Here is a 24,707-nt window from a genome sequence, read left to right on the forward strand (position 1 = left end):
TGGCCGGGATGGCCTGCCGTCATTCCGGCGCCGTCTGCACCCGTGGATTTTGCGCCAGCGCCTGCGCGGGCTTCGCCGCGGCCGGATAGCCTCTGGCATTGGCCAGAGCGCGGCGCAGAGACGGTGGCGCTGCGTGCAGCGCGAAGATGATCGCGATCTGGGTTCTGTTCTGGAGATGGTATTTGCGCATGATATTGCCGATATGCGCCCGCACCGTGTTCTCCGAGATCTTCAGCTCGTAGGCGATGTTCTTGTTCTGCATTCCGCGCGCGATGAGCAACATCAGCTCGCGCTCACGCGGCGTCGGTGTAATCGAATCTTTCGGATCCGGGCTCATGACTAGCTCCTCCCTGGTCTTTGGGTTGATGCCAACACCCCAGCATGTTCTCACTCCGTCTTGAGCGCCTCGATCGGACTGAGCTTGGACGCTTTGTGTGCAGGATAGAAACCAAAGATGAGGCCGGTCACGATCGAGAAGGCGAGGGCAAGGGCGATTGCTTCGCCATCGATCGACGTGATCCACCCGGCCATGCGGGCGACGGTCATCGAGAGCGTGACGCCGCCGACAACGCCGATGGCGCCACCGAGCAGGCAGAGCACGAGTGCTTCGCAGAGAAACTGGAGACGGATGTCCCGCATCCGCCCGCCAAGCGCGCGGCGGATTCCGATCTCCCGTGTGCGCTCGGTGACCGACACGATCATGACATTCATGATGCTGATGCCGCCGACGAGCAGCGAGACCGAGGCGATGGCCACGAGCAGGAGCGCCACGGTGCGGATCGCTCCCTGCTGCGCTTCCATGGCGGCGGCCGGATCCTGGACCTTGAAGTCATCCTCCTGTCCGCCAGGGATCCGGTGGCGCTGCCGCAGCAGGCTTTCGATCTCCGATCGCGCTCCGGCCATCTGACCGTCGGCGGCCACCTTGGCGATGATGTAGGCAACCGAATCCCGGTTGATGCCGCTCGCGCTGCCGAGGAAGCGCAGCTTGGCCGTGGTGAGCGGGACGAAGGCGACGTCATCCTGCGAAGGTCCCTTGCGGTCGAGAACGCCGACCACTTCGAGCGGCACCTTCATGATCCTGATCTGCGCACCGATCGGATCGTCGCCGGGCGCGAACAGCTCGTGCGCGACCGTACTTCCGAGGATCACCACCTTGCCCGCGCCGGCCTCCTCAGCGCCGGAAAAATAGCGCCCGGACGCGAGCTGCCAGTCCCGCACCATGAAGTGCCCGGTCGTCGTGCCGTTGATGGTCGTGTTCCAGTTCTTGCTCTCGTGGATGACCTGCGCCGTTCCGGCGATCGAGCCGGCCGCGGCCTGGATCTCCGGGATCTGCTCGAGGATGGCCTGCACGTCGCTCTCGGTCATCGTCAGCTTGGTGCCTTCCTTGAGACGGACGCCGCCCTGATAGACTGCGCCGGGCGTGATCATCAGCACGTTGGCGCCGATCGAGCGGATCTGCTCCTGGAGGCGAAGCTGCGCGCCGGCGCCGATCGCGAACACCGTGACGATCGATGCGACGCCGATGACGATGCCGAGCATGGTGAGGAAGCTGCGCAACGGGTTGAGGCGCAAGGCGTGCAGAGCGATTCGGAAACCCTGGAGCATCGTCATGACGCCATGCTCCGTTTCGGCAGTAACGGAACCTGCGTCTCGTCGCTGACGAGTTCACCGTCATGCAGCCGGATCGTGCGACGGCACTGCGTCGCGATGCTGGGATCATGCGTGATCATCACGATGGTCTGGCCGGTCTGGTTGAGTGCGGCGAACAGCGCGAGGATCTCGGCCCCGGTGCGGCTGTCGAGCGCGCCGGTCGGTTCGTCGGCGAGCACGATCAACGGAGACGCGATCAGCGCGCGCGCAATTGCGACGCGCTGCTGCTCGCCTCCCGAGAGCTGGCGCGGAAAGTGATGTGCCCGGTGCAGCATGCCGACAGCCTCCAGGCTCCGCTCGGCGCGCTCCATGCGTTCCTTGCGGCCGACCCCGCAATAGACCAGAGGCAGGGCGACGTTCTCGATCGCGTTGTGGCGTGCGAGCAGGTTGTAGGATTGAAAGACGAAGCCGATGCTGCGGGCGCGCAAGACTGACCTGCGGTCCTCCGAGAGGGCAGCTACATTGGCTCCCTCGAGATAGATCGCCCCCTCGCTCGGCAGGTCGAGTAGCCCAATCATGTTCATCAGCGTGGACTTGCCGGAGCCGGACGGTCCCATTACGGCGAGGATCTCGCCCTGACCGATGTCGAAGCTGACATTCCGCACCGCGGCCACCGCCACCCCATCCGTGCGGTACGTCCTGCATACGGATCGGAGGCTTATGAGGGGCAGGGGTGCGGTCATGATCCGAACCTGATTCCAAGAAATTCCATGCCGGCGGGCCGGATCGCCTGTCCGACTGCGACCTGGCTGCCCTCGACGAGGTCTCCGCTCTTGAGCGCGACCTGCTCGGTGCCCGCCGCGCCGACCGTCACGGGGATGCGCTGAAGCGAGCCGCTGGCGGTACGCAGCCAGACGCCGTTGCGTCCAGGCGTTCTATCCGCTCGCGTGCCCGAGGGCTGGAAGCGCAATGCGGCCAGCGGCACTTTCAGCACGTCATCCTGCCGCTCGATCACGATCTTCACCAGGGCGGTCATTCCGGGCAGCAGCGCGCCATCGAGGTTTGAGGTCGACAGCACGACGGTATAGGTGACCACATGCTGCTGGTTCTGCGGGGCCTTGCGCACCTGCCGCACCACCGCCTCGAAGCGGCGGTCGGGATAGGCGTCCACCGTGAAATGCGCGCGTTGGCCGCGGGCGATGCGCCCGATATCCGCTTCGTCGACCTGCGCGTGAATCTCCATGTCTTCCAGGCGGTGGGCGACCACGAAGGTGGTGCGCGACTCCAGGCCGACAGCCAGCGTCTGGCCCTCGTTGACGAACCTGCCGACCACGACGCCGTCGATCGGCGAGCGGATCACCGTGCGGTCGAGATCGGCCTGCGCCGCTGCAAGCACGGCTGCTTTCTCCGGCACCGCCATTCTGGCCTGCTGCAGCTCGGCCTCGATCCGGCGGACGTCGGCCTGCGCGCCGTCCACGGCATAGGTATTGAGGGACATGAGGACCTGGGCCTCGCGTTCCTGGGCCATGCGCGCGGTAAACTCCGTCTGCGCGTCGTCGACCGTCGTCGTCGCAACGACGTTCTGCGACTGGAGTGCGAGCTTCCGCTGCAGGGTCTTCTGCGCCGACACCTTCACCGCCTGGGCGCTCTCGAGCTTGGCGGCGAGCACGTCCCTGCTGCCCTTGGCGTTTTGCAGGTCGATCCTGGCGCGATCGAGCTTGGCCCGTCCGATATCGACGAGCGAATTGGCGACTGCCAGTGCCGCCTTGGCTTCATCGACCTTGGCCGCGAAGCTGCGGGGATCGATCAGGGCGAGCGGCTGGTCCTTGCTGACGGTATCGTTGAAGTCGACATAGACCCGTGCGAGCTGTCCGGACAGTTGGGACCCCACCTCGATCGTCTTGACGGGTTGCAGGGCGCCCGTGACCGTCACGGACTGCTCAATGCTGCCGCGCTGAATCGAGGCGAATCGGAATACTGGCGTATCCGATCCGAAGGTGGGGGCTTCGCGCGCGCCGGGTGAGAGAAACTGCTTCGTCGCTTGGTAGGCGCGAGTGGCTCCGTCTGTCGCTCTCCCGGCAGCGCTCGCGACGAAGGCCGGCGCTGCGCCGTAGACCACGGCGAAGCCGCATGCAGTTCCAAGCAAGGCAATGACTGGCACAAATCGCATATCGAAAACCCGCCTTCTTGAAATGATAATTAGTTGGCGGAATAGCCGGGTATCGCGCTATGGTTGTATTCCTCCCGAGGCAATACCGACGTCTCGGCAGTATGTCGCCGTTCTTAGGGCGACGGACGGGCCCGCTCCATGATCTAAAAGTAAAATCCGTCGGTGCGACGTTTCGTGATTTGCGCATCGCGCATACCGAGCGTATTCGAAAAGATGCACGCGGTACCGAATTCGATAGCTGACTGAACGTCTCGTCTGGTTCGGGCGAACCAGCTGACCACCGGCGTTCAAGTCGGCGCGTGGGTGGCGACGCCATGACGCAGTTGCCGATACCATGGTTGCGGCGCCGGATTGCCGCATTCCCGATACGGCGTTTCTTTGTGACGCCGCCAATCGCGGCGTCGAGTCCCTTCGATCATGAACCCCGATATGTGAACGCCTTCATTCGTCTCGACCGGGCGTTGGTTAAGACTTCGACCGGAGAGGACGATGCGACTCGTTCGGTGGTCGCCGACGCATTCAAGCACCTTGTAGTCGCTTGCAAGAACAATGGATGGCTCGTTGCTGGAACATCGAGCGCCAAGTCCGGGAGTCTGTTGCAATGAGTTCAAATCAAGCCACAGTTTATGTCGTTGATGATGAAATCCAGATACGAAACGCGATCGGAAGTCTCTGCGAGGAGACGGGGCACCAGGTGAAATTGTTTGCGTCGACGGACGAATTCCTCGCGGAGAGCCTTGGCAAAGGACCATCCTGCCTGGTGCTCGACGTCCGCTTTCCCGGCACGTCGCCGACCGGGCTCGAGCTTCAGCGCAAGCTCGCGGAATCGGGGGTGCCCATACCGATCGTTTTCATCAGCGGCTATTCGGACGTCCGTGTCTCGGTCGAGGCCATGAAGCGCGGTGCGGTCGAGTTTCTGCCCAAGCCCTTTCGCGAGCAGGAGATCCTCGATGCCATCAGGCACGGCATCGAGCGCGATCGCAGGCGGCTCGCGCGCGAAGACGCGATCCGCGAGGCCCGGCGGCGCGTCGAAGCGCTGACGACGCGGGAGCGGGAGATCATGCTGCTGATGGCGGAAGGGCTCGTCGCCAAGCAGATCGCGGCAAAGCTTGGGGTCAGCGACGTGACGGTGAAGGTCCATCGCGCCAGGATGATGCGAAAGCTCGAGCTGCGCTCGCCGGTCGAGGTGGTGCGATTGATCGACAGCATGGGGCGCGAGGCGGAGACTGCGCGGATCTGCGCGGGGCAGCCGCTGCTCTAGGCCTGCGGGCGCGACGCATCGCGCGAGATCTAGTCGGTCTGGACTAGCATGAACTGCAGTCTGTCGCATGGAGGGCAATCGGTTCAGTGTGATCCCATGATGTCGGCGTCCTCAACCAGCGGCATCACAACTCCTGGTCAGATACTTTGGCAGAAAAGGGATTACCCATGCGCAAATTGCTCCTCGCTTCCGCCGCCGTGTTCGCTCTGTCGTCCGCTGCTAACGCGGCCAACACCGCCACCACGGTTCAAGTCGGCGGCGCAAACAGCTCCTCCGTGACGCAGAACGGCGTGACGAATGACACCTCCCACACGACCCAGGTCGGCTTCTTCAATTCCGCGACCACCTCGCAGGGGCTCGGCATTCCTTCGCTCAACAATGTCAGCACGGTGAGCCAGACTGGTGGTGTCGTGAACACGGCCACCACCATGCAGAACGCGTTCTTCAACAACAGCAGCTCGATCTCGCAGAGCTCGTTCCCCCTGCTGCCGCCGAACAACAGCGCGACCGTGGGGCAGAACTCGATCCTGCTCTTCGGCAACACCAGCACCATCAATCAGCACTAAGCCAGCCCCGAACCGTCCCGGGCGCGTCGCCGCGCGGCGCGTCCGACGGTCTTTGAAAGCACCGCACGCCGGCCGCTCGACCAGCGGCGGATCGACGGCCGAAACTCGCGGAGGAAATCATATGCGTATCAATTTGATCATTGCGACGGTCATCACCCTCGGCGCGTTGAGCGCTGTCGAAGCTCATGCCGGCAATGCGGCGAGCGTGCTGCAATTCGGTGGAGGGAATAGCTCCTCCATCTCCCAGAGCGGCGGGACCAGCAACACCGCCACGACCCTGCAATTCGGCACGACCAACTGGGCAATGACCCTGCAGGCGGGAGCACCGTCTTCGGTCAACTCGCTGACGATCGGGCAGGGCGGCTCGTCGACGGGCCCCGCGATCAATAATACGGCGCTGGCCGGTCAGAGCGGCGGCTCGAACACGAGCCTGATCGGGCAAATCGGCGCCAACAACACGGCTTTGCTGTCTCAATTCGGCCTTTTGAACGGATCGACGATTCTTCAGCAGACCCCGTGACCACGGGTTCATCCCTGATTTCCGCAACAGTGGAGAGGCCTGCCATGAAATATCGTCTTCCCGCCGCCGCCGGTATCGCAGCTCTGATTGCCTGTTGCGTGCAAGGTACCTCAGCGCAGGCGCAGACCTTCGACTTCAAGAACATCGTGTCGGTCGGCGGCCCTCCCGTTGTTGTGAACCAGAGCAGCCAGTTCAACATGACCGGCCTGTTCATGGTCGGCGGCAACACGAGCGGGACCGTCGTCCAGACCGGAACCACCAACGCCGTCGGTATCCTGCAGTTCGGCGGAACGACCTCGGCATCGATCAGCCAGACAGGGACTTTCAATTCCGCTTCGGTCGGCCAGACCGGCCAGTCGGCGACGAGCCTGTTGTCCCAGCTCGGCACCATGAACTCGGGGTCGATCGCGCAGTTCAGCGCGGTCAACTCATCGACGGTGATCCAGAAAAGCCCGTGAGACGCGCGCAAGCGCGTCGGCGACGGGATGTGAGTGGGGGAATCGCGATGAGAGGCGGCAGGCAAGTCTTGGTCAGGCAAGTCTTGGTCACGCAAGTCTTGGCCAGACAGGTCTTGGCGATGATGGCGATGCTCGCTGCCATCAGCGCGGCGACGGCAGCATCCGCCGGATCCGTGCAGCGCGGCATGACGAACAGGAACGTGAGCATCGAGACGATTGTGGAGTTCGGCAACAATGTGCAGCCGGTCACGATCGAGGAGAACAGCCGCATCAATATCGCGCGGGTGATCGAGATCGGCGGAACAGGGACCGTCGACGCGACCATTGTCCAGAACGGGACGCGCAACTATGTCGATGTGATCCAGGTGGGCGGCACCACCAATGCGCTGATCGGCCAGTCCGGCGTGAGCAACATCGCCAATCTCACCCAGGCCGGCAATTCCACGAACGCTCTCCTGCTTCAGGTCGGCGACATGAATACGGGAGCGGTGCGGCAGTTCGGGCGTTTCAACTGGCTGGCGATATTCCAGTTCGGTCGATGATCCCAGACGAAGAGGTGTGACATGAAATTCCTCCTGCTCGCATCCGGAATGAGCATCATGACAGCGATTGTGGCGGCGCCGGCCGGCGCCGGCGAGACCGGTGACGGCCACACCACCGTGGTCCAGGACGAGAACGGGACTTCGGTGATCACGCAGAGCGGAGATCCCGCGCAGGCCGAGGTCCGGATCGAGAAGGAGCCCGGCCGCACCACGGTCTATCGTCGCAGCGGCGGAAACACCGCGATCGTGTCGCAGGGCACCGGAAATGCGCAGGACATGCTCGATTGGCTGCGCAAGCAGCAAGACCGCTGACGCGCGAAGGCCCACCGTCCGCGGGGACGATGGGTCTCGCAGCGAGCCAGGGCTTACCAGTTGCGATAAACGCCGGTCAGCGTGCCGTTGTTGTTGCCCTCAGGACCGACGTCACCATGCGTCGAGCTCGGCGTTGGATGGTTGGCGCCGTTGAACGCGCCATATGGCCCCATCGGGCTGGGATAGTACGTCGCGCGCGGCTGCACCGCTCCATAGGCGGGGCCGGTGCGATCCCACCCCACGGGGTTGCCGAACCGGTCGTAGCCCTGCGCTGATGCTGCGGCCGTGCCCGCGATGAGCGATGCGGCGATCAGGCACAGAAGTTTTGTTTTGTTCTGCATTTCGAGATGCTCCTTGGTGGTGTGAGGAGCGAACGACTGCAATGCGGCAGCGTTCCGGCCCGGCGATCAACTCCCGATCAACTGGCGATCAACTGGTGATGAGACCGCATTCCGCCGGACGAAGCGCTTGCAAAGCCTTGCGAGGCGGGACGACGGCACCTTGGCGCAGGGCGCGCTTTGTTAATCCTGTGTCTTAACCAATAATTAATTATGCGTTTGCGGGGGGCCGACAGCCCGGCCTAGCGTGCAGTGGGGAGCTGCCGTAGCCAACGAGTTGGTGCGTATCATGACGTATAGAATGCATGGGGCGTTGCTCGCCTCGCTCAGCGCAGCCGCGCTGCTCCATAGCCCGAACGAGAGCGTTGCCAGGCCTGCGGTTGCCACCGCCGCACCGCCGCCAGCGGTCGGACGTCCGGCGATCGCGCGCCCCGCCGCCCGGTTCCATCGGCGGAACAATGCGTGGGTCTACTGGCCGGGCGGGGGCGGATTCTTCTATGACCCCACGACGAGCAGCCAGCCCTTCGTCGATGCGGCGCAGCCGGCGGTCTCGAACGACGTGCGCTACACCTACACCTATGACGTGCCCTGGGACTGGGCGCATCGCTTCCCGCCCAACGTCGCGCCGTCCGACCGGCCCTATGTGCCGAGCTGCCCGTCGGAGACGGTAACGGTGCCCGGCCGTGGCGGCGGCGAGCACACCGTCAACATCATGCGCTGCTACTGAGCGGCGCACGCTCTAGCCCAGCTCGAAGCTGGTCACGCCGAAGACGCGATCGAGCCGCAGCGGGCGGATCGGTCCGGTATACATCCGCGCCGTCTCGAACGCGGGCTTGAGGCCGAAAGACTCGGCAAGCGCAACCGCGTCGCGGTTGACGGCGGGGACATCGAGAAACACCTCACCGCTGCCGCCGCTTGCAAGCAGGGCCTGCATGGTCGCTTCCGCGCCGGCGCGGTCGTCGGCGACGAGCGGGCCGATCTTGCGGCCCATCCGGCACGGGCGGATCACGCCCCACGCCGCGAGCCGGCCGTCGCGCATCAGCGCGCGGCCGATGTGGCCGGGCGCATCGATCCAGGCGCGCAGGAATGTGCCGCGCGGCGCGGGGAAGACGGTGGCGTCGTCGGTGTCCACCATCGCGAACGGGATGGTCTTGAGCGCGACGACATCCGCGGGTGGCGGAGGCGGAGCCACGACGATGCCGCCATAGCGGACGTTGGCATAGGCCAGCTCGAAGCCGGATTTCCTGTAATTGTCCTGCTGCGCGACGACGCCGTCGAGCCCGATCACGCGGGATCCCGCATGGGCGATCGCCGCGTTCCAGATGCGCAGGCCGTGGCCCGCTCCGCGAAAGGGCGCGCGCACGATGTAGAAGCCGAGAAAGGCGAAGGTCTCGTCATAATTGACGCAGGAGACGGTCGCGACCGGCTCNNNCCGATCTCGCCGATGAAGAAGCCTTGCGCATCGGGGATGGCGAAGCAGGCGGCGTCGACGAGCCCCGGATTCCAGCCCTCCGCTGCGGCCCAGTCGACAGCGATGGAAATCTCCTCGGGGCGCATGTTGCGGATCTGCAAATCGCTCATGACGGAAGCCTGTTGCGATGGACCTGGCGGCAAGTGTGCCTGTAGAACAGCCGATGATAGGCCGAGCCTCCGGCTCGCCTCAACGGGTTCGCAAGGGATGATCGTCATGGCAGCAGAAAAGGTGGCACTCGTCACCGCGGGCGGCAGCGGCATGGGGGCGGGGGCTGCGCGGCGGCTCGCAGCCGACGGCTTTCGCGTCGCGATCCTGTCGTCCTCCGGCAAGGGCGAGGCGCTGGCGGCCGAGCTCGGCGGCTTCGGCGTCACCGGCTCGAACAAGTCGAATGAGGATCTGAAGCGGCTGGTCGACGGCACGATGGCCAAGTGGGGGCGGATCGACGTGCTCGTCAACAGCGCCGGCCATGGGCCGCGCGCGCCGATCACGGAGATCACTGACGAGCAGTGGCACACCGGCCTCGATACGTATCTCCTCAACGTGGTCCGTCCGACGCGGCTGGTCACGCCGATCATGCAAGCGCAGAAGGGCGGCGCCATCATCAACATCTCGACCGCCTGGGCGTTCGAGCCGAGCGCGATGTTTCCGACCTCGGCGGTGTTTCGCGCGGGCCTTGCCGCCTTCACCAAGATCTTCACCGACACCCATGCGAGTGACAACATCCGCATGAACAACGTGCTGCCGGGCTGGATCGACAGCCTGCCGCAGACGGAGGCGCGCCGCGACAGCGTGCCGCTGCAGCGCTACGGCAAGGTCGAGGAGATTGCGGCGACGATCTCGTTCCTCGCCTCCGATGGTGCGGCCTACATCACCGGGCAGAACATCCGCGTCGACGGCGGACTGACGCGGTCGGTCTGACGCACCGAGTCTGGCCGACGCAGATTCGCATCGCCGCTCTCGCGTTCCTGTCGTGACGCGACATGAGCCTGCGTTGCGCGCCGCTGCAGCGAAGGGGGGCGTGACACTTCGGTCACACCCGTTGCACAACATGCGCGACGAGCCGCCGATTGCGCGCCAGTCCCTATGAACTTCGCGCGAGCCCAAGACGACGGGCGGCGCTGAGCCTATCCCCGATCTGCGCCGGATCCTCCCAACCGCGCGCATTGGAAGACGCGAGCTTCAATCGCGTGGGGCAAGGAGACTGCAATGAAGAAGTTTTTGCTGGCGCTCACATCGGTCGCTTTGGGCGCCGCGTCCGCGCAGGCGGCCGATCTCGCGGCGCACTACACCAAGGCGCCTGTGATGGCGCCCGCCTACAACTGGACCGGCTTCTACGTCGGCGGCAATGTCGGCGGACAATGGGGCAGCGCCGATCCGAGGACCTCGACTGTCTTTTCGCCGACAGGTTATTTCACCGGCTCTAGCGTCCCCGCCATCGGGACGGTCGGCGCCCAGCACGTCAACAGCTCCAGTGTGACCGGCGGCTTCACCGCCGGTTACAACTGGCAGGTCAACAGCGCCGTGCTCGGTCTCGAAGGCGACATCAACTATTTCGGCTTCAAGGGCAGTGCGACCGGCTCAGCGCTCTATCCCTGCTGCGCGCCGACGGCCTTCACCGTCAGCTCCCAGGTCTCGGCCGACTGGCTCGCCACGATCCGCGGCCGCCTCGGCTTCCTCGCGACCCCGAACTGGCTGATCTACGCCACCGGCGGCGCGGCAATTGCTGACGTGAAGGCCAATTTCAACTTCACCGACACGTTCGATGCTGCAACCGAATCAGGGTCGATGCGCGACACCCGTGTCGGTTGGACCGCAGGCGTCGGCGGCGAGTATGCGGTCGGCAATGGCTGGTCGCTGAAAGCGGAATATCTTTACGTCGATCTCGGCCGCGCCACGACGACCAGCACGAATCTCACGGGCGCATTCACTGGCCCGTCCCCCTCCAACGTCTACACCCACTCGGCCGATCTCAAGTCGAACATCGTCCGCGTCGGCGTGAACTACAAGTTCGGCGGACCGGTCGTCGCCAGGTACTGACCACCATCCCGTTCCGTCCTGGCGTGGAAAGTCCCGGCTCAGCCGGGGCTTTCTTTTTGGAATGCGGCGTCATCGCGCGGCGACGAGCCGCGCCAGCGCGGGCAGGATCTTGTAGCGTGCGATCTCGTGCGGATATTCGCCGCGATTGGCCAGCAGCACGATGCCCAGCCGTCGCGCTGGGACGAGGCCGATATAGCCCGAGGCGTTGTTGAGGCCGCCCGGCTTGTCCACGATCGTGACATCGGGAAGACGCACGGTCTCCCAGGCCATGCCTTGCCCGAACTTCTCGTCGACACGGAAAGTTTCGTGCTCCGTCATCTGGAAGGCCTCGCGCAGACCCGGATCGACCGACCGTCCGTCGACGCAGGCCGCGATGAGGCTCGCGAGATCCCGCGCCGAGGAAAACATCTGGCCGGTGCCGGGGACATCGAAATAGCTCTGCTGGTTGCCGGGCGGGCCGATCGCCGTGCCCTGGTCTGAATAGCCCTGAACGACGCGTTGCATCCACGCCGCATCCATGACGGCGCGATTGTCCGCGCCGCGCTCCGGGATGGAGGTCGCGGTCATGCCGAGGGGGCTGAGGACGCGATGTTGGATGAGCTCGCGGATCGGCTTGCCGTAGCAGTGCTCGAGCACGAGCTGGAGCAGCACGTAACCGGCATGACTGTAGATGCGCTGCTTCCCGGGCGCCACGCCCGCAGGCGGCGCGAAGGCATTGAGCATGTCGATGAACTGCTCGCGCGTGTACGAGTCGTTCGGCCAGGGCGGATGGTCGGTGGGCAGCAACAGGCCGGAGGTGTGGGTGACGAGCTCGTCGACGGTGACGCGCCGAATGGTGTCGCCGTTGAGCTCGGGCATATACTTCGATACGCGGTCATCGAGCCGCAACTCGCCCAGCAGCGTGCCGAGCGCCACCAGCGTCGCCTCGAACGGCTTTCGCAAGGAGGCGAGGTTGAACAGCGTGTCCGAGGTCACCGGTCGTCGGCTCGCGTCGTCGGCAAAGCCATAGTTAAAGAACTCGACATGGCGGCCGGCATAGAGTGCGGCGGCGAGGCCGCCCGGATGGTCCGGCGTCGCGGTCGGGGCGAGCTCGGCCGCAACGATGTCGCGCATCTGCGCGATCATGTCGGAATCTGCGGCTGCGCGGCGCGGCCGGGCAAGGGCGATCGCGAAGGGAACGAGCGCAGCCCGGGCGAGAGTTCGCCGGGTGAGACGTGTTGATGTGACAAAAGACGGCACGTGTCCGAATGAACGATGCGATGCGCCCCCGATTCCTCTTACAGGGAAGGACCACGCATCCCAATTCACGTTTGCGCGTTGTGGGTTCCGCGTGCCGCGTCTTTCACTTAGCCATTCGGCTAACAATTGTTGACTCCGCCCGGCCCATCGCCTATAGTTAGCTATATGGCTAACCAATCAACCCGACTGGATCAGATCTTTGCAGCGCTCGCCGACCCGACCCGGCGGGCGATCGTGATGCGGCTGTGCGCGGGCGAGGCGTCGGTCGGCGAGCTCGCCGATCCCTTCGACATGGCGCTGCCGAGCTTCATGAAACACATCCATGTGCTGGAGAGGAGCGGCCTCGTCTTGTCGGAGAAGGCGGGCCGCGTCCGCACCTGCCGTCTCAGTCCGGACGCGCTTCTCGGCGCGGAAGACTGGTTTCAGCAGCAGCGCGCGATCTGGGAGGCGCGGCTCGATCGGTTCGAGGCCTATGTGATGAAGTTGAAGAAGGAGAGGGCGGCCGCGAAGCGGCCGTCCCGAACAACCAAACGGAAAGGTGCCGAGTGATGACGAATTCTGCCAACCCCGCCTTGTCGCAATGGTCGCTCGACCGCGAGATCGTGATGTCGCGCGTGATCGACGCGCCGCGCGCGCTGGTGTTCGAGGCGTGGTCCGACCCGAAGCATCTGCCGCAATGGTTCGGGCCGAAGGGGTTCAAGATCGAGACCCATGAGATCGATGTGCGCGTCGGAGGCGTCTGGCGCTTCAACATGATCGGCCCCGATGGCACCGTCTATCCGAACCGCATGCGCTTCCGTCGCATCGAGCGGCCGCATCTGATGGAGATGGACCACGGCGTGGACCAGGACGATGATCCCGGACTGTTTCGCTTCACCATCACCTTTGCCGAACAGAGCAACGGAAAGACGGTGCTGACGCTGCGGCAACTGGCTTCGAGCACCGAGCAGCGCGACGCCATGATCGGCTTTGGTGCCGTCGAATACGGCTACCAGACGCTGGACAAGCTTGCAGCCTATGTGGCTGGTATGAAGGGTTGATCGCCAGGTTTTCATTCCGGGGCGATGCGAAGCATCGAACCCGGAATCTCGAGATACCCCAATGCGCAATTGCGCATTGGGGTTCGCCTCTTCGAGGCGCCCCGGAATGACGGTGCGCTTCAACCGTCATTCGCCCTTGAGGCCGGCCTCGCGGATCAGCGCGCTCCATTTGTGCGTCTCGGCGTCGATGAACCGGCCGAACTCGGCGGCGGGCGTCGCGTGCGCCTCGAGGCCCTGGGCCGAGAGCTTTTGCTTGATGTCGGCATTGTCGAGCGCGCGCAGGACCGCGGCTTGAATGCGCTCGACGATCGGCTGCGGTGTCGTGGACGGCGCCATGAAGCCGAACCAGCCGGCGGCGATCACGTTGGGAAAGCCCTGTTCGCGCAGGGTCGGTGCCTCCGGGTAGAGCGGGCTGCGCTCGGCGGAGGCGACGCCGAGCACGGTGAACTTGCCGCTCTGGATATAGGGCAGCGCAGTCGGCAACGCCGTCAGCGTGGCATCGACGCGGCCGGCGAGTAGCTCGGTGTAGGATGCCGCGTCGCCGCGGAAAGGAATGTTCAGACCCTTGACGCCGCCATCCCTGAACAGGAGCTCGCCGGCAAGATGCGGCTGCGACCCGGCGCCGGGCGAGGCGAAGGTCAGTCCGTCCGACTTCGATTTGCCGTAGGCGATGAGCTCCGGCAGCGTCTTGAAGGGCGCATGCGCGCTGATGGTCAAAAACAGCGGCGCGATCACGGCCATGGCGACCGGCTGGAGATCCCTGCGGTCGTAGGTCAGCTTGCCGAACAGCGCTTCGGCGGTGGCGTAGGGGGCTGCGACGTAGAGAAGCGTGTAGCCGTCGCCAGGGGCATGCGCGACGAGATCGTTGGCGATGCGCGTGCCAGCGCCCGGCTTGTTCTCGACGATGAACTGCTGGTGCAGGTTGCGGCCGAGTTCATCGGCGAAGAGCCGTAGCGAGATATCGTTGGAGCCGCCGGGCCCGTAGGGCGAGATCAGCCGCACCATTCGCGCCGGCCAGGCGTCCTCAGCGCGTGCGGAGAATGAAATGGTGGGCAGCGAGGCGGCGAGGGTGCCCAGCAATGTTCGGCGCGTGATGGTCATGGTGGCCTCCCGGACGTGGAGTGCCAGATATTCGGTTCATGGCCTGGCCCTCTTCTTGTTTTGCTTGCGTCGTTCGATCGCGGGCTCCGCCGCGTTGACGATGGCACGGATGCTGTCGGCGAGGGCTGCGATCCGCGGACCGATCTCGCCCTCCAGCTGGCCCGGCTGGAGCCGGAACGCGGGGATGCCGCAATTGATGGAGAAGGACTGCTTCAGCTCGCGCGCGTGAAACAGCGGCGCAGCGACGGCGTGGATCGAGGCGATGTACTCGCCCCAGCAGGTGCAGAAGCCGCGGTTTGCGCATTGCGTCAGTCCCGCGTGGTAGGTCTCGCGGAAGGCCGACCACAGCTCGGCGTCCTCGCTCCTCATACGCTCTTCCAGGAGTGCGGCGTCCGCCGGCGGCAAGGTTGCCGCCGCGGCGCGTCCCATCGCGGTCATCACCACGGGAATGGGCATGCCGATGTCGGGCACGTGCGGTCCGACATCGCCGGCGCGCGCGGTCTCGACATAGATCATGGAGGTGCCGTCGAGCAGACCGATCGAGACGGTGCCGCGGACGCTTTGCGCCAGCTCCTGCATCATGGGACGCGCGACCTGGCGGAATTGCATGTCGGCGAGCAGCGGGTGCGCCATCCGCAAAGCGCGCGCGCCGACGCGGTATTTCGCGCGCTCGGCGTCGTAGCGGAGATAGCCGAGCTCGGCGAGCGTGTGGGTCAGGCGCGCCACGGTCGGCCGGGGAATACCCGTCAGCGTCGACAGCTCCATGTTGCCGAGCAGGGGCGCTCCGGCCTTGAAAGCCTCGAGCACCACGAGGCCCTTTGCGAGAGTCGTGGCGAACGCGGCGTCGTCACCGCTCTCCGCCAGCACCGCGGCGGCGGAAGAGGACGTTGGTTTGGGCCTGACAGTTCCAGCCATACCGGATTAATGGACCTGCGAAACAAGATTGTCTAATAAATTCGAATATTGTCGAATATCTGTCCAATATATGGACGCAAGGCTAACCGCTCTCGGTCGGGCAGGGTTCCGCGCTAGGATCAATCGTGATCGAACGCGCGGGGCAGGCAATGACCGGCGATTTTGACCAACGGCAATGGCTCGACCGCATCGGCTATGCCGGCTCGACCACGCCCGATCTTGCGACCCTCAAGGCGCCGGTCACCGCACATGCGACCGCCATTGCCTATGAGAGCATCGACGTGCTGCTGGACCGGCCGCCGTCGCTCGCGCTTGGTCCGCTGCAAGCCAAGATGATCGGCCACAAGCGCGGCGGCTACTGCTTCGAGCAGAACATGCTGTTCCGCGCGGGCCTGCGTTCTGTCGGCTTCGACGTCACCAGCCTCCAAGCGCGCGTGGTTCGCGGGCTCGCGATCGACGCGCCGCGGCCGATGCTGCACATGGTGTTGCGGGTGGACTTGCCCGAGGGCGCCTATCTCGCTGATGTCGGCTTCGGCAATCTGGCGCCGACGACGGCGCTGAGGCTGGTCGCCGAGGAGGAGCAGGAGACGCCGCATGAGACCATGCGCTTCATCCACATGGGCGACGAGCTCGTGCTCCAATCGAAGCTTGGCACAAACTGGGCGCACATCTATCGCGTCGTCATGCTGCCTCGGGTGGATGCCGAATATGAGATCTGCAACTGGTTCGCCGCAACGCATCCGGAGAGCCCGTATCTCAAGAACATGATCGCGGCGCGGCCAGGTCCGAACCGCACCAGGCTGACGCTGTTCAACGGCCGCTTCAGCATCAGGCACGCCTCCGGCGACACGGAGCGGCGCATGCTGACGACTCGGGAGGAGTTCGGGGAGGTCTTCGCCAGGGAGTTCGAACTGGTCTTCGCGGATGATGAGCTGCGGACCGCGTTCGAGAATATGACAGCGCGCGCCAGCCCGGGCGGACCGCATCCGTTCTTCGCCTGATTCGCAAAAAATGCCCGGCAATGAGCGCCGAAAAGGGCGCCGTCACGCAGATTTTTGTCGCGACCAGCCGTCAGAATGTGACAGAATTGCTACCGTTGGATGTCATATCGATAACGGCGGAGCGGTTCATGTTGCAGTGGCAGGCGCGGTCAAATCCCCTCGCGTGGTGGTGGGGGTCCCTGACGCTGGTCAGCACCGCCAACATCCTCGTCTGGTTCATGCTGTACCGCGAGTTCTACCCGACGCCCGCGGCAAGCGTGGGTGGCGGCTCCGACATCGGGCTGATGTTCCTGCTGTGCGCCGGCTATGTGTTCGGCTGCGCCTTCCGCTCGGTGCTGCCGCGCGCCGACGTGCAGCGCATCTGCCTGTTCGACACCTGGCTGTCGAGCGTCTTCGTCGGCCGCTCGGTCGCAACCGTGGCCGAGGTCTGCTTTGCCGCGCAATGGGCCATCATCCTGCACCAGCTCGGCGGTATGGCGGGCGCACAGACCGCGGTGAACATCGCCCTCGTGATCGTGCCCGTGATCATCATTGCGGAGTGCTTCTCCTGGTATGCGGTGCTGACCACCAACTATCTCTTCAACGCGATCGAGAACTCGCTGTGGGCGGTGACCTTCTTCCTCGCGGGAATTGCGCTGTGCCGCTTGATGCCCGAATTCCAGGGGCCGGTGCGCTGGGCGCTGATTGCCGGCATCGTCGGCATCGCCTGCTTCCTCGCGTTCCTCGTCACCGTCGACGTGCCGATGTATCTCAGCCGCTGGCGGGCAGGGTACGCCGAGGGCAACAAGTTCCTCGGCTTCCTCGAAGGCCTGCATGACGTCAGCACGCGCTGGGTGGTGACCCACGACATCGCGCACTGGAAGGGCGAACTCGCCTGGATGGCGCTGTATTTCAGCGCCGCGGTGTGGTCGAGCCTCGCGCTCTGCGCGCTGTACGCAATGGAAGGCTATCTCACGCGCTATCTGGCCTGAAGCCCGCGCGCGTCAGGCCTCGCCCAGATCGGCCTGCGTCAGCAACCCCTGGCGCAGCGCGAGCCGGACCAGCTCGATGTCCGAGCCGACGCCGAGCTTGTCCTTGATCAGGGAGTGCAGGTTCGCGACCGTCTTCGGACTGACGTGGAGCGTTTCGGCGATCTCCTCGGTGCTCCGTTCGGCGAGCAGCAGCCGCAGCACCTCGAACTCGCGCGCGGTGAGCACGTCGGCGGCGGAGCTTTCGCCGGCGAGCCGGCTCAGTGCTAGCTCATGGTCGATGTCAGGGCTGATCGCGATCTTGCCGGCGAGAACGTCGGTCACGGCGCGCACCAGCGTCTCGGGCGGGCTGGTCTTGGTGACGTAGCCCCTGGCGCCGGCGCGGATCGCCTGCACGGCAAAGCCCGCATTCTGGTGCATGGTGAAGACGAGGATGCGCGCGCCCTTGTCCCACTGCCTGATCCGCCTGATCGCCTCGATGCCGCCGATGCCGGGCATGCTGAGATCCATGATCACGAGATCGGGTTTGGCCATTTTGAACAGGCGGTAGGCCTCGGCCCCCTCGGAGGCCTCGGCCACGACGCGGAAGCCAGGCTGCTTCTGCAGCACCGAACGATAGCCCTCGCGAACGACGGCATGATCGTCGACCAGCATGATGGCGCAGCCGGTCTCGTTCATGCGGCGCGCTCCATGACGATGGGATCGGCGAGGGCGGGGATCACCACCCGCAGCGTCGCGCCGCGATCGGGGCCGGTCTCGAAACTCAGCCGGCCACCGAGCGCGGCGACGCGCTCGCGCATTCCGAGCAGGCCCATGCCGGACTTGACGGCGGCATCGCCCAGCCGGCCGTCATCGGCGATGCAAAGCTCGATGACACGATCTTCGTTCCCCGCAACCTTGCGTGCGGCGAGCTCCAGGGTGACGCGTGTGGCGCCGGCATGCTTGGCCGCGTTGGTGAGCGCCTCCTGCACGATGCGGTAGAGCCCGGCGCCGACGGCGGCGGGCAGATTCTCGAACGCGCCGTCGAAGCGGACATCGAACCGTGGCCGACCGCGGCTGCGCCCGTTCCAGCCGGCGACTAGACCTTCGAGGCTGGCGACGAGGCCGAGCTCATCGACATCGGGCGGACGCAATCTGAACAGCGCGCCGCGCAACGTTTCCATCATGTCGGTCGCCGTGCGTGCGATGCCGTCGCATTCGGCAAGCAGAGCGGGGCAGTCCTGCGCGGCGGTGTGGCGCGCGGATGCGGCGAGGGCGCGGATGGCGGCGAGCGATTGGCCGAACTCGTCGTGCAGTTCACGCGCGAGATGACGGCGCTCATCATCCTGGAGGGCGATCAGCTTGCGGGTCAGCTCGCTGCGCTCGGCAAGTGTCGTGGCGAGAGTCTCGGCCAGATGGTTGAACACCTCGCGGATGGCTGACAGCTCCGCCAGATCGAACGGCGGCAGCCGTGCCGTCAGGTCATTGGCGGCGATCCGTTCGAGGCCGGCGCGAACAACCTGCGTCGGTCGCAGCGCGCGGGCCAGCGCCGCATAGACGAGGGCACAGAGCAGCGGCAGCGCGATCGCAAGCGCGGCCATCAGGCGGCCCGCCTCGTGCCAGGCTTGCGCCGTGAGCACGGCCGGATCGATCCAGACGACGGCTTCGCCGACCTTCGCGCCGCGCGACTCGACCGGCCGGACGGCTTCGCGGCCCGGATCGAACAGGCTGCGATAGAACGCGGCGAAGACCCGCGGTGGTTCACCGTCCGCATTGGGCGCGCCGCCGCAGAAGCGTTGGACGACGTCGCCGTTGCCGCTGCGGAAGGCGAGACAGAGGCCGGGCGTCATGACGGAGGCGGCAACACTGTCCAGATCCGGAAATTCGGAGCGCGGGTTGTTCACCCACTGGATCTTGTTGTGCTGAAGCTCCAGCGTTCTCGCGGCGAGAGCGGCGATCGCATCGATCCTGGCATGCACGGAACGGTCGGCCTCGACGAGGAAGTAGGCCGCGATGGCGGTGAAACAGAGAGCGGAGATCGCCGCCACGCGGAGCGTCAGGCGAAGTTTGAGGTCGGGCTTGAAGCGGTTCCACATCGGCGGCACCCTGGACTTGGTCTGCCGGCATTTAACGGCAGAACGGAACCGTCGGAAAGCGCCGCTGATGGTCCGGCGCAACGTCGTGAAATTTTCCCGGCCCTTGCCGGGACGTGGATGGCTGTGGGCCGCGGGGCCCCCGACCTAGCGTCAGGGCCCATTCACCCCGCGAGGCCGCTCATGCGTCGATCCCTGCCTGTCTTCGTTTCACTTCTTCTGCTCGTTCTCGCTGGCGCTGCTGCGCCGGCCGGTGCCGAGAGCGCAGCGCAGCCCGTCGGCGTTGCCGTCGACGACTTCAGCTATACCGACACGTCGGGCGAGCCGGCCAACCAGACCGCCGTCCACGAGAAGCGGCTGGCCGCGTTCATGGCCGCGCTGCAGCGGGACATCGCCGCCGGCGAGCGCTATCGGCTTGTGCCGAGCGCGCAGGACGGGGCGGCGTTCAAGGTCATTGGCGGCATCCAGAAGACGAGCACGCTGGTGCAATGGGCGAAGGTCGCAGTGATCGACGTCGCTGCCCGCAAGGTCGTGATGGATAGGCTCTACACCTTCCGCGGCGACAATGACGAGGCGTGGGCGCGCGCCGAGCTCTTCGTTGTCCGCGAGATCCTGGCGGCGCTCGCTACACCTGCGCCGATTGCCCTCGCGGTGTTCGAGTTCGAGCTCGACGACAACACGGCTGCACCCGCATCCGGCCTCACGGCTGCGGATAGCTCCTATCTGACGGAGGTGACGACGGCCGTGCGCGATGCGCTCGGGCAATCCGGCCGTTACCGCATTGTTGATGTTAGCGGCGCGCGCGCGGACGCCGTGAGTGCCCGAGCCTTGCGCGACTGTAATGGTTGCGACGCCGCCATCGCCGGAAAGCTCGGCGCGGATCAATCACTGAGCGGCGTGGTGCGGCGGGTCAGCCGCACCGAATATACGATAGGTTTTCAGGTGCGAGACGCCCGGACCGGCGCCGTGGTGTCGCGCGGCGACAGCGGGCTCCGCATGGGCGCCGACTACTCCTGGAAGCGGGGCGCGGTCCGGCTGGTCAGCGATCGCCTCATCGAGGGCGCGGCGCAGCCCTGAGGCCGGCGCGCCTCAGAACGTCAGCTGCACCTTCATCGACTGCGCGCGGTCGCTGGCGAGTTCGAACGCCGCGACCGCGTTCTCGAACGGCATGGTGGCCGTGATCAGCGGCTTGAGGTCGATCAGGCCTTCGCCCATCAGCCGCACCGCGAGCTCGAACTCGGGATCGAAGCGGAAGGTGCCGCGGAGCTGCAATTCCTTGGCGACGATGCTGTTGATCGGCAGCGTCATCTCGCCGCCGAGGCCGAGCTGCACGAGGCTGGCGCCCGGCCGCAGCAGGTCGAGCGCGGTGCGCAGCGCAGCCTGGTTGCCGGAGGCTTCAAACAGCGTGTCGAATACACCCTTGCCGGCGCGCCAGGGATCGAGCGCGGCAGCGTTGGTCGCAACATTGATGGCATGACTGGCGCCGAGCTTTTTGGCGACCGCAAGTGGCGCCTCGACCACATCCGTCACCACGATCTCGGCGGCGCCGCCGAAGCGCGACACAAGGATCATCAGCGCGCCGATCGGGCCGCAGCCGGTGATCAGCACGCGCTTGCCGAGGAGGGGGCCGGCCTGCTTGCCGGCATGCAGGCACACCGCGAGCGGCTCGGCCACCGCGGCTTCGGCCAGCGACAGCTTGTCCGCGATCGGTACGGCCTGCGTGGCATCGACGGTCAGGAATTCGCGAAAGCCGCCTTGCACATGAGGAAAGCGCATCGCGCTGCCGAGGAAGCGCATGTCGAGGCACTGGTTGCGCATGCCTTCCTGGCAATGCAGGCACTGGCCGCACGGCTTGCTCGGATTGACCGCCACGCGCGTGCCCGGCTTGACATGAGTGACGCGGTCACCGACCGCCGCGACGACGCCGGCGATCTCATGCCCCAGCGCCATCGGTTGCTGGATGCGCACGGTGCCGAAACCGCCGTGGTTGTAGTAGTGCAGGTCGGAGCCGCAGATCCCGCCGTTCGCGATCTTGACGCGGACCTCGGCCGGACCGGGCGCCGCATCGGGATAGCTGTCGATCCGCAGGTCCTTCGGCGCGTGAATGACGACTGCGCGCATGGGCTCACTCCTTTATTCAGGCTCGCGATCACATCGCGGCGATCATGCCGCCATCGACATAGATGATCTGGCCGTTGACGTAAGTCGATGCGTCGGAGGCGAGGAAGATCGCCGCGCCGACCAGCTCGTCCGGCTTGCCCCAGCGCTTCGAGGGGATGCGGCCCATCAGCCAGTTGTTGAAGTCGGCATTGTTGACCAGCGCCTCGTTCATGTCGGTGAGCATATAACCGGGGCCGATCGCATTGGCCTGGATGCCGTGCTGCGCCCATTCCACCGCCATTGAACGGGTCAGGTTCTTGATCCCGCCCTTGGCTGCGGTGTAGGGCGCGATCGTGGGACGCGCCAGCTCGCTGCCGAGCGAGCCGATGTTGATGATTTTGCCGTGCTTGCGCGGGATCATGCGCTTGGCCGCTTCGCGGCCGATGACGAAGGCGCTGGTGAGGTTGGTCTCGATCACCTTGCGCCACTCGTCGGTGGTGAATTCGACCAGCGGCTTGCGGTGCTGGATGCCGGCGTTATTGACGACGATGTCGACCGCGAGGCCGTTCTTGTCGAAATTTTCGAAGGCGGCGACGATCGCTGGCTCGTCGGTCACATTGAAGGCGGCACCCTCGGCCTGATGGCCGGCGGCGCGAAATTCGGCAACGGCCTGCTCGACGCGCTTGGGGTCGACGCCGTTGATGATCAGCTTGGCGCCCGCCTTGGCCATGCCCTCGGCGATGGCGCGACCGAGCCCGCGGGAGGAGCCGGTCACGAGCGCGGTGCGGCCGGAGAGGTCGAACAGGGCAGTGCTCATCTCAAAATATCCTCAGACGTTGGAGCGGCGCACGGTGAGATCGCTGCGGTCGAACACCGCGGGCAGGAGCTCGACACCAAGGCCGGGTCCTTCCATCGGGAAGACATAGCCGTCCTTGATCACCGGCACGGTGGTGACGAGCTCATTGTACCAGCCCTTGTAGAAGGCGCGCACCGACTCCTGGATCAACGTGTTGGGCTGGCTGAACGACATGTGGATGGCGGCGATGAACCCGACCGGGCCAATGCAATCATGAGGAGCAAAAGGCCGGTGATAGGTCTCGGCCATCGCCGCGATCTTGCGGCCCTCGGTAAGGCCGCCAGTCCAGCACAGGTCCGCCATCACCACGTGCATGGCATCGCGGTCGAGCATGTCCTTGTAGGGGAAGCGCGAACCCAGCGTCTCGCTGGCGCAGACCCAGACGTCGGTTGAGCGCGCATATTCGGCCAGCGCCTGCGGCGAGTTCATCCGGATCGGGTCTTCGTACCAGGTCGGCTTGTAGGGCTCGAGCGCGCGCGCGATCTGCTTTGCGGTCGGCAGGTTCCACAGCGAGTGGAGCTCGACCATGATTTCCATCCTGTCGCCGACGGCTTTGCGGATCTTCTCGAACGGCTCGATCGCCTGCTTCATCTGGGCCGCGGTGATGAACAGGCCCTTGTTCTCCTGCGCCGCCGGATCGAACGGCCAGATCTTCATCGCCGAGATGCCGCTTTCGAGCAGGCTTTCTGCCAGCGCATCGGCGCGGGTCATGAAGGCGTCGAGATCCTCGTAAGGTCCTTCGGAGGCGCCGAGATTCCAGTTCGCGACCGGGCTGATGTTGGTCGAGCGGACATACTTGGTGCCGGCGCAGGTGTTGTAGATGCGCTGCTTGTCGCGGCAGAGGCCGCCGAGCATCTGGTGCACCGGCTGGCCGCAGACCTTGCCGAACAGGTCCCACAGCGCGATGTCGATCGCGGAGGCCGCGCGGTATTCGACGCCGGTCGAGGACTGCGCCATCGGCAGGTTGAGCATGTCGCGGTGGATCGCCTCGATGTGCAGGGGATTGCGGCCGAGCAGGCGGCCCGCGAACGTGTCGTGGATCTGCGCTTCGACCGCGCCTGCGCCATAGAAGGTCTCGCCGAGACCGATCACGCCGGCATCGGTGTGGATGCGCACCCAGATGACGTTGGAGAATTCCTCGGTGCGCAAGGTTTCGATCGACGTGATCTTCACGGCAACAGTCCTCCCGTCACAGGCGCATCGCGCCCGCCTTGTTGTTCATTTCCGAGCCGGCTAAAGCGGCGGCTCTCGGCGGGCAGTGATACGCCCGCTTGTAATATATCACAACATGTTTTAAGGCTGTCACAAATAAGTCGCCGCCCTGCAAGGACGACAATGGGGCTGACGGGAGGACGAGATGGCACGGCGCAAGCGCGCGCTCGAGGTGGTGAGAACGGAGGACGTCGGCGAGGGCAAGCCCAGCCGCCGCAACCGGCTCAACTTCTTCGAGCTTGCCTATCAGAGGATCGAGGAGCTGCTCGTTCATTGCGAGCTCAAGCCCGGCCAGTTCATGACGATGCTGGAATTGCAGCAGATCACCGGCTTCGGCCGTACGCCGGTGCATCACGCCGTCAATCGTCTCTCCGCCGACACGCTGATCATCATCCTCCCGCGCCACGGTTTGCACATCGCGCCGATTGATCTCGCGCGCGAGCGCATGCTGCTGGGCCTGCGCCGCGACATGGAGCGCTTCGTGATCCGCCTCGCGGCCGATCGTGCCAGCCTCTCGCACCGCAATCAGGCGCTGCACATCGAGCGGCTGTTGCGCGAACGGCACGCGAGCCTGACACTCGACGAATTCAACAGCCTCGACCGCCGCATCGACGCGCTGGTGCTGGAGGCGGCTGGCGAGCCGTTCCTCGCCCACACGCTGCGGCCGCTGCACACGCTCTATCGCCGCATCGGCTTCATCCACCACCGCTTCATGCCGGGGCAGGCCGACCTGTCCGGCACGATCGATCACCATCTCGCCATTCTCAACGCGGTCGCGGGCCGCCGCGTCGATGACGCGGTGAAGGCGAGCGATGCACTGATCGACTACATGGACTTGATGTTCACGGGAATGGAGGCGGGCATCGACCCGCGTCTGCTCGATTGCAGCATCGAGCCGCTACTCGGCGCGTAAAGAGTCTTTAGGAGGACCAAAC

General features: G+C 65.3%; 29 protein-coding genes and 1 pseudogene. 15 read left to right on the plus strand and 15 right to left on the minus strand.

Features of this window, described 5'->3' with window-relative positions:
- Positions 1-19 precede the first annotated feature (19 nt).
- The 4 genes from AYJ54_RS06085 to AYJ54_RS06100 are packed head-to-tail and all read right to left on the minus strand — an operon-like array spanning position 20 to position 3,760.
- On the minus strand, positions 20-337 hold the full coding sequence (locus tag AYJ54_RS06085) for a response regulator transcription factor (RefSeq protein WP_063697381.1): 318 nt from the start codon (positions 335-337) through the stop codon (positions 20-22).
- A 50-nt stretch (positions 338-387) separates the two neighbouring features.
- The gene (locus tag AYJ54_RS06090; protein WP_063697383.1) at positions 388-1,611 is read right to left on the minus strand and encodes an ABC transporter permease; all 1,224 of its coding nucleotides are present in this window, start codon (positions 1,609-1,611) and stop codon (positions 388-390) included.
- Positions 1,608-2,333 carry an ABC transporter ATP-binding protein gene (locus tag AYJ54_RS06095; protein ID WP_063697384.1) on the minus strand — a complete coding sequence of 242 codons (726 nt, stop codon included), beginning with the start codon at positions 2,331-2,333 and terminating at the stop codon, positions 1,608-1,610. The genes AYJ54_RS06090 and AYJ54_RS06095 overlap by 4 nt, the downstream gene beginning before the upstream one ends.
- On the minus strand, positions 2,330-3,760 hold the full coding sequence (locus AYJ54_RS06100) for an efflux RND transporter periplasmic adaptor subunit (protein WP_063697386.1): 1,431 nt from the start codon (positions 3,758-3,760) through the stop codon (positions 2,330-2,332). The genes AYJ54_RS06095 and AYJ54_RS06100 overlap by 4 nt, the downstream gene beginning before the upstream one ends.
- 601 nt (positions 3,761-4,361) lie before the next feature.
- Between AYJ54_RS06100 and AYJ54_RS06105 the strand changes: the two genes are divergently transcribed.
- The 6 genes from AYJ54_RS06105 to AYJ54_RS06130 all read left to right on the plus strand — a co-directional run bounded on the left by AYJ54_RS06105 (position 4,362) and on the right by AYJ54_RS06130 (position 7,419).
- Positions 4,362-5,021, plus strand: coding sequence for a response regulator transcription factor (locus tag AYJ54_RS06105; protein WP_063697388.1), 660 nt, complete (start codon positions 4,362-4,364; stop codon positions 5,019-5,021).
- Between the two features lie 167 nt (positions 5,022-5,188).
- Complete coding sequence (locus AYJ54_RS06110; protein ID WP_063697390.1) at positions 5,189-5,587, plus strand: hypothetical protein; 399 nt, start codon at positions 5,189-5,191, stop codon at positions 5,585-5,587.
- 121 nt (positions 5,588-5,708) lie between these two features.
- Positions 5,709-6,107, plus strand: coding sequence for a curlin repeat-containing protein (locus tag AYJ54_RS06115; RefSeq protein ID WP_063697392.1), 399 nt, complete (start codon positions 5,709-5,711; stop codon positions 6,105-6,107).
- A gap of 44 nt (positions 6,108-6,151) precedes the next feature.
- Entirely contained in the window at positions 6,152-6,565 is a 414-nt protein-coding gene (locus AYJ54_RS06120) for a curlin (protein ID WP_063697394.1), read from the plus strand.
- A 128-nt stretch (positions 6,566-6,693) separates the two neighbouring features.
- Complete coding sequence (locus AYJ54_RS06125) at positions 6,694-7,107, plus strand: curlin (protein ID WP_245328908.1); 414 nt, start codon at positions 6,694-6,696, stop codon at positions 7,105-7,107.
- 21 nt (positions 7,108-7,128) lie between these two features.
- Positions 7,129-7,419 carry a hypothetical protein gene (locus AYJ54_RS06130; RefSeq protein WP_063697397.1) on the plus strand — a complete coding sequence of 97 codons (291 nt, stop codon included), beginning with the start codon at positions 7,129-7,131 and terminating at the stop codon, positions 7,417-7,419.
- A gap of 53 nt (positions 7,420-7,472) precedes the next feature.
- On the opposite strand, the gene AYJ54_RS06135 is transcribed toward AYJ54_RS06130, so the two are convergent.
- Positions 7,473-7,760, minus strand: coding sequence for a hypothetical protein (locus AYJ54_RS06135; RefSeq protein WP_063697575.1), 288 nt, complete (start codon positions 7,758-7,760; stop codon positions 7,473-7,475).
- A gap of 286 nt (positions 7,761-8,046) precedes the next feature.
- Between AYJ54_RS06135 and AYJ54_RS06140 the strand changes: the two genes are divergently transcribed.
- Positions 8,047-8,484 (plus strand): hypothetical protein, encoded by a 438-nt coding sequence (locus AYJ54_RS06140; protein WP_063697399.1) that lies wholly within the window; start codon positions 8,047-8,049, stop codon positions 8,482-8,484.
- 12 nt (positions 8,485-8,496) lie between these two features.
- Here the strand turns inward: AYJ54_RS06140 and AYJ54_RS06145 are convergent.
- On the minus strand, positions 8,497-9,186 hold a 690-nt coding region (locus tag AYJ54_RS06145), incomplete at its 5' end, for a GNAT family N-acetyltransferase (protein ID WP_245328909.1).
- 3 nt (positions 9,187-9,189) lie between these two features.
- A pseudogene (locus AYJ54_RS52025) lies at positions 9,190-9,338 on the minus strand (GNAT family N-acetyltransferase); the annotation flags it as partial.
- A 106-nt stretch (positions 9,339-9,444) separates the two neighbouring features.
- On the opposite strand from AYJ54_RS52025, the gene AYJ54_RS06150 reads away from it, so the two are divergent.
- Together AYJ54_RS06150 and AYJ54_RS06155 are read left to right on the plus strand one after the other, a co-directional pair.
- Positions 9,445-10,149, plus strand: coding sequence for an SDR family oxidoreductase (locus tag AYJ54_RS06150; RefSeq protein WP_063697577.1), 705 nt, complete (start codon positions 9,445-9,447; stop codon positions 10,147-10,149).
- 288 nt (positions 10,150-10,437) lie between these two features.
- Complete coding sequence (locus AYJ54_RS06155) at positions 10,438-11,268, plus strand: outer membrane protein (RefSeq protein WP_063697401.1); 831 nt, start codon at positions 10,438-10,440, stop codon at positions 11,266-11,268.
- Between the two features lie 69 nt (positions 11,269-11,337).
- On the opposite strand, the gene AYJ54_RS06160 is transcribed toward AYJ54_RS06155, so the two are convergent.
- Positions 11,338-12,393, minus strand: a complete 1,056-nt coding sequence (locus AYJ54_RS06160; RefSeq protein WP_063697403.1) for a serine hydrolase — start codon at positions 12,391-12,393, stop codon at positions 11,338-11,340.
- A gap of 279 nt (positions 12,394-12,672) precedes the next feature.
- Between AYJ54_RS06160 and AYJ54_RS06165 the strand changes: the two genes are divergently transcribed.
- Positions 12,673-13,056, plus strand: a complete 384-nt coding sequence (locus AYJ54_RS06165; protein WP_063697405.1) for an ArsR/SmtB family transcription factor — start codon at positions 12,673-12,675, stop codon at positions 13,054-13,056.
- On the plus strand, positions 13,056-13,547 hold the full coding sequence (locus AYJ54_RS06170) for an SRPBCC family protein (RefSeq protein WP_063697407.1): 492 nt from the start codon (positions 13,056-13,058) through the stop codon (positions 13,545-13,547). Before AYJ54_RS06165 ends, AYJ54_RS06170 begins: the two co-directional genes overlap by 1 nt.
- 126 nt (positions 13,548-13,673) lie before the next feature.
- Here the strand turns inward: AYJ54_RS06170 and AYJ54_RS06175 are convergent, their stop codons facing one another.
- Positions 13,674-14,648 (minus strand): Bug family tripartite tricarboxylate transporter substrate binding protein, encoded by a 975-nt coding sequence (locus tag AYJ54_RS06175; RefSeq protein ID WP_063697409.1) that lies wholly within the window; start codon positions 14,646-14,648, stop codon positions 13,674-13,676.
- Positions 14,649-14,684: 36 nt separating this feature from the next.
- Positions 14,685-15,563, minus strand: coding sequence for an IclR family transcriptional regulator (locus AYJ54_RS06180; RefSeq protein ID WP_063697411.1), 879 nt, complete (start codon positions 15,561-15,563; stop codon positions 14,685-14,687).
- Between the two features lie 125 nt (positions 15,564-15,688).
- On the opposite strand from AYJ54_RS06180, the gene AYJ54_RS06185 reads away from it, so the two are divergent.
- A complete protein-coding gene (locus AYJ54_RS06185; RefSeq protein ID WP_136623475.1) occupies positions 15,689-16,564 on the plus strand; it encodes an arylamine N-acetyltransferase family protein in 876 nt (291 codons plus the stop codon).
- Positions 16,565-16,692: 128 nt separating this feature from the next.
- The gene (locus AYJ54_RS06190; protein ID WP_063697580.1) at positions 16,693-17,535 is read left to right on the plus strand and encodes a hypothetical protein; all 843 of its coding nucleotides are present in this window, start codon (positions 16,693-16,695) and stop codon (positions 17,533-17,535) included.
- A 12-nt stretch (positions 17,536-17,547) separates the two neighbouring features.
- Here the strand turns inward: AYJ54_RS06190 and AYJ54_RS06195 are convergent, their stop codons facing one another.
- The gene (locus AYJ54_RS06195) at positions 17,548-18,210 is read right to left on the minus strand and encodes a response regulator (RefSeq protein ID WP_063697415.1); all 663 of its coding nucleotides are present in this window, start codon (positions 18,208-18,210) and stop codon (positions 17,548-17,550) included.
- Entirely contained in the window at positions 18,207-19,607 is a 1,401-nt protein-coding gene (locus AYJ54_RS06200) for a sensor histidine kinase (protein WP_063697417.1), read from the minus strand. Before AYJ54_RS06200 ends, AYJ54_RS06195 begins: the two co-directional genes overlap by 4 nt.
- A 180-nt stretch (positions 19,608-19,787) precedes the next feature.
- On the opposite strand from AYJ54_RS06200, the gene AYJ54_RS06205 reads away from it, so the two are divergent.
- A complete protein-coding gene (locus AYJ54_RS06205; protein WP_063697419.1) occupies positions 19,788-20,681 on the plus strand; it encodes a DUF3280 domain-containing protein in 894 nt (297 codons plus the stop codon).
- A gap of 12 nt (positions 20,682-20,693) precedes the next feature.
- Here the strand turns inward: AYJ54_RS06205 and AYJ54_RS06210 are convergent, their stop codons facing one another.
- Genes AYJ54_RS06210 through AYJ54_RS06220 form a run of 3 tightly spaced genes read right to left on the minus strand, consistent with a single transcriptional unit; the run spans position 20,694 to position 23,733 of the window.
- Positions 20,694-21,725 carry an L-idonate 5-dehydrogenase gene (locus AYJ54_RS06210; protein WP_063697420.1) on the minus strand — a complete coding sequence of 344 codons (1,032 nt, stop codon included), beginning with the start codon at positions 21,723-21,725 and terminating at the stop codon, positions 20,694-20,696.
- Between the two features lie 28 nt (positions 21,726-21,753).
- The gene (locus AYJ54_RS06215) at positions 21,754-22,521 is read right to left on the minus strand and encodes a glucose 1-dehydrogenase (RefSeq protein WP_063697422.1); all 768 of its coding nucleotides are present in this window, start codon (positions 22,519-22,521) and stop codon (positions 21,754-21,756) included.
- Positions 22,522-22,533: 12 nt separating this feature from the next.
- Positions 22,534-23,733, minus strand: coding sequence for a mandelate racemase/muconate lactonizing enzyme family protein (locus AYJ54_RS06220; RefSeq protein ID WP_063697424.1), 1,200 nt, complete (start codon positions 23,731-23,733; stop codon positions 22,534-22,536).
- 184 nt (positions 23,734-23,917) lie between these two features.
- Between AYJ54_RS06220 and AYJ54_RS06225 the strand changes: the two genes are divergently transcribed.
- Positions 23,918-24,685 carry a GntR family transcriptional regulator gene (locus AYJ54_RS06225; protein ID WP_063697426.1) on the plus strand — a complete coding sequence of 256 codons (768 nt, stop codon included), beginning with the start codon at positions 23,918-23,920 and terminating at the stop codon, positions 24,683-24,685.
- Positions 24,686-24,707 lie beyond the last annotated feature (22 nt).

Origin of the sequence: Bradyrhizobium centrolobii, from assembly GCF_001641635.1 — a bacterium.
GTDB classification, from domain to species: Bacteria; Pseudomonadota; Alphaproteobacteria; order Rhizobiales; family Xanthobacteraceae; genus Bradyrhizobium; species Bradyrhizobium centrolobii.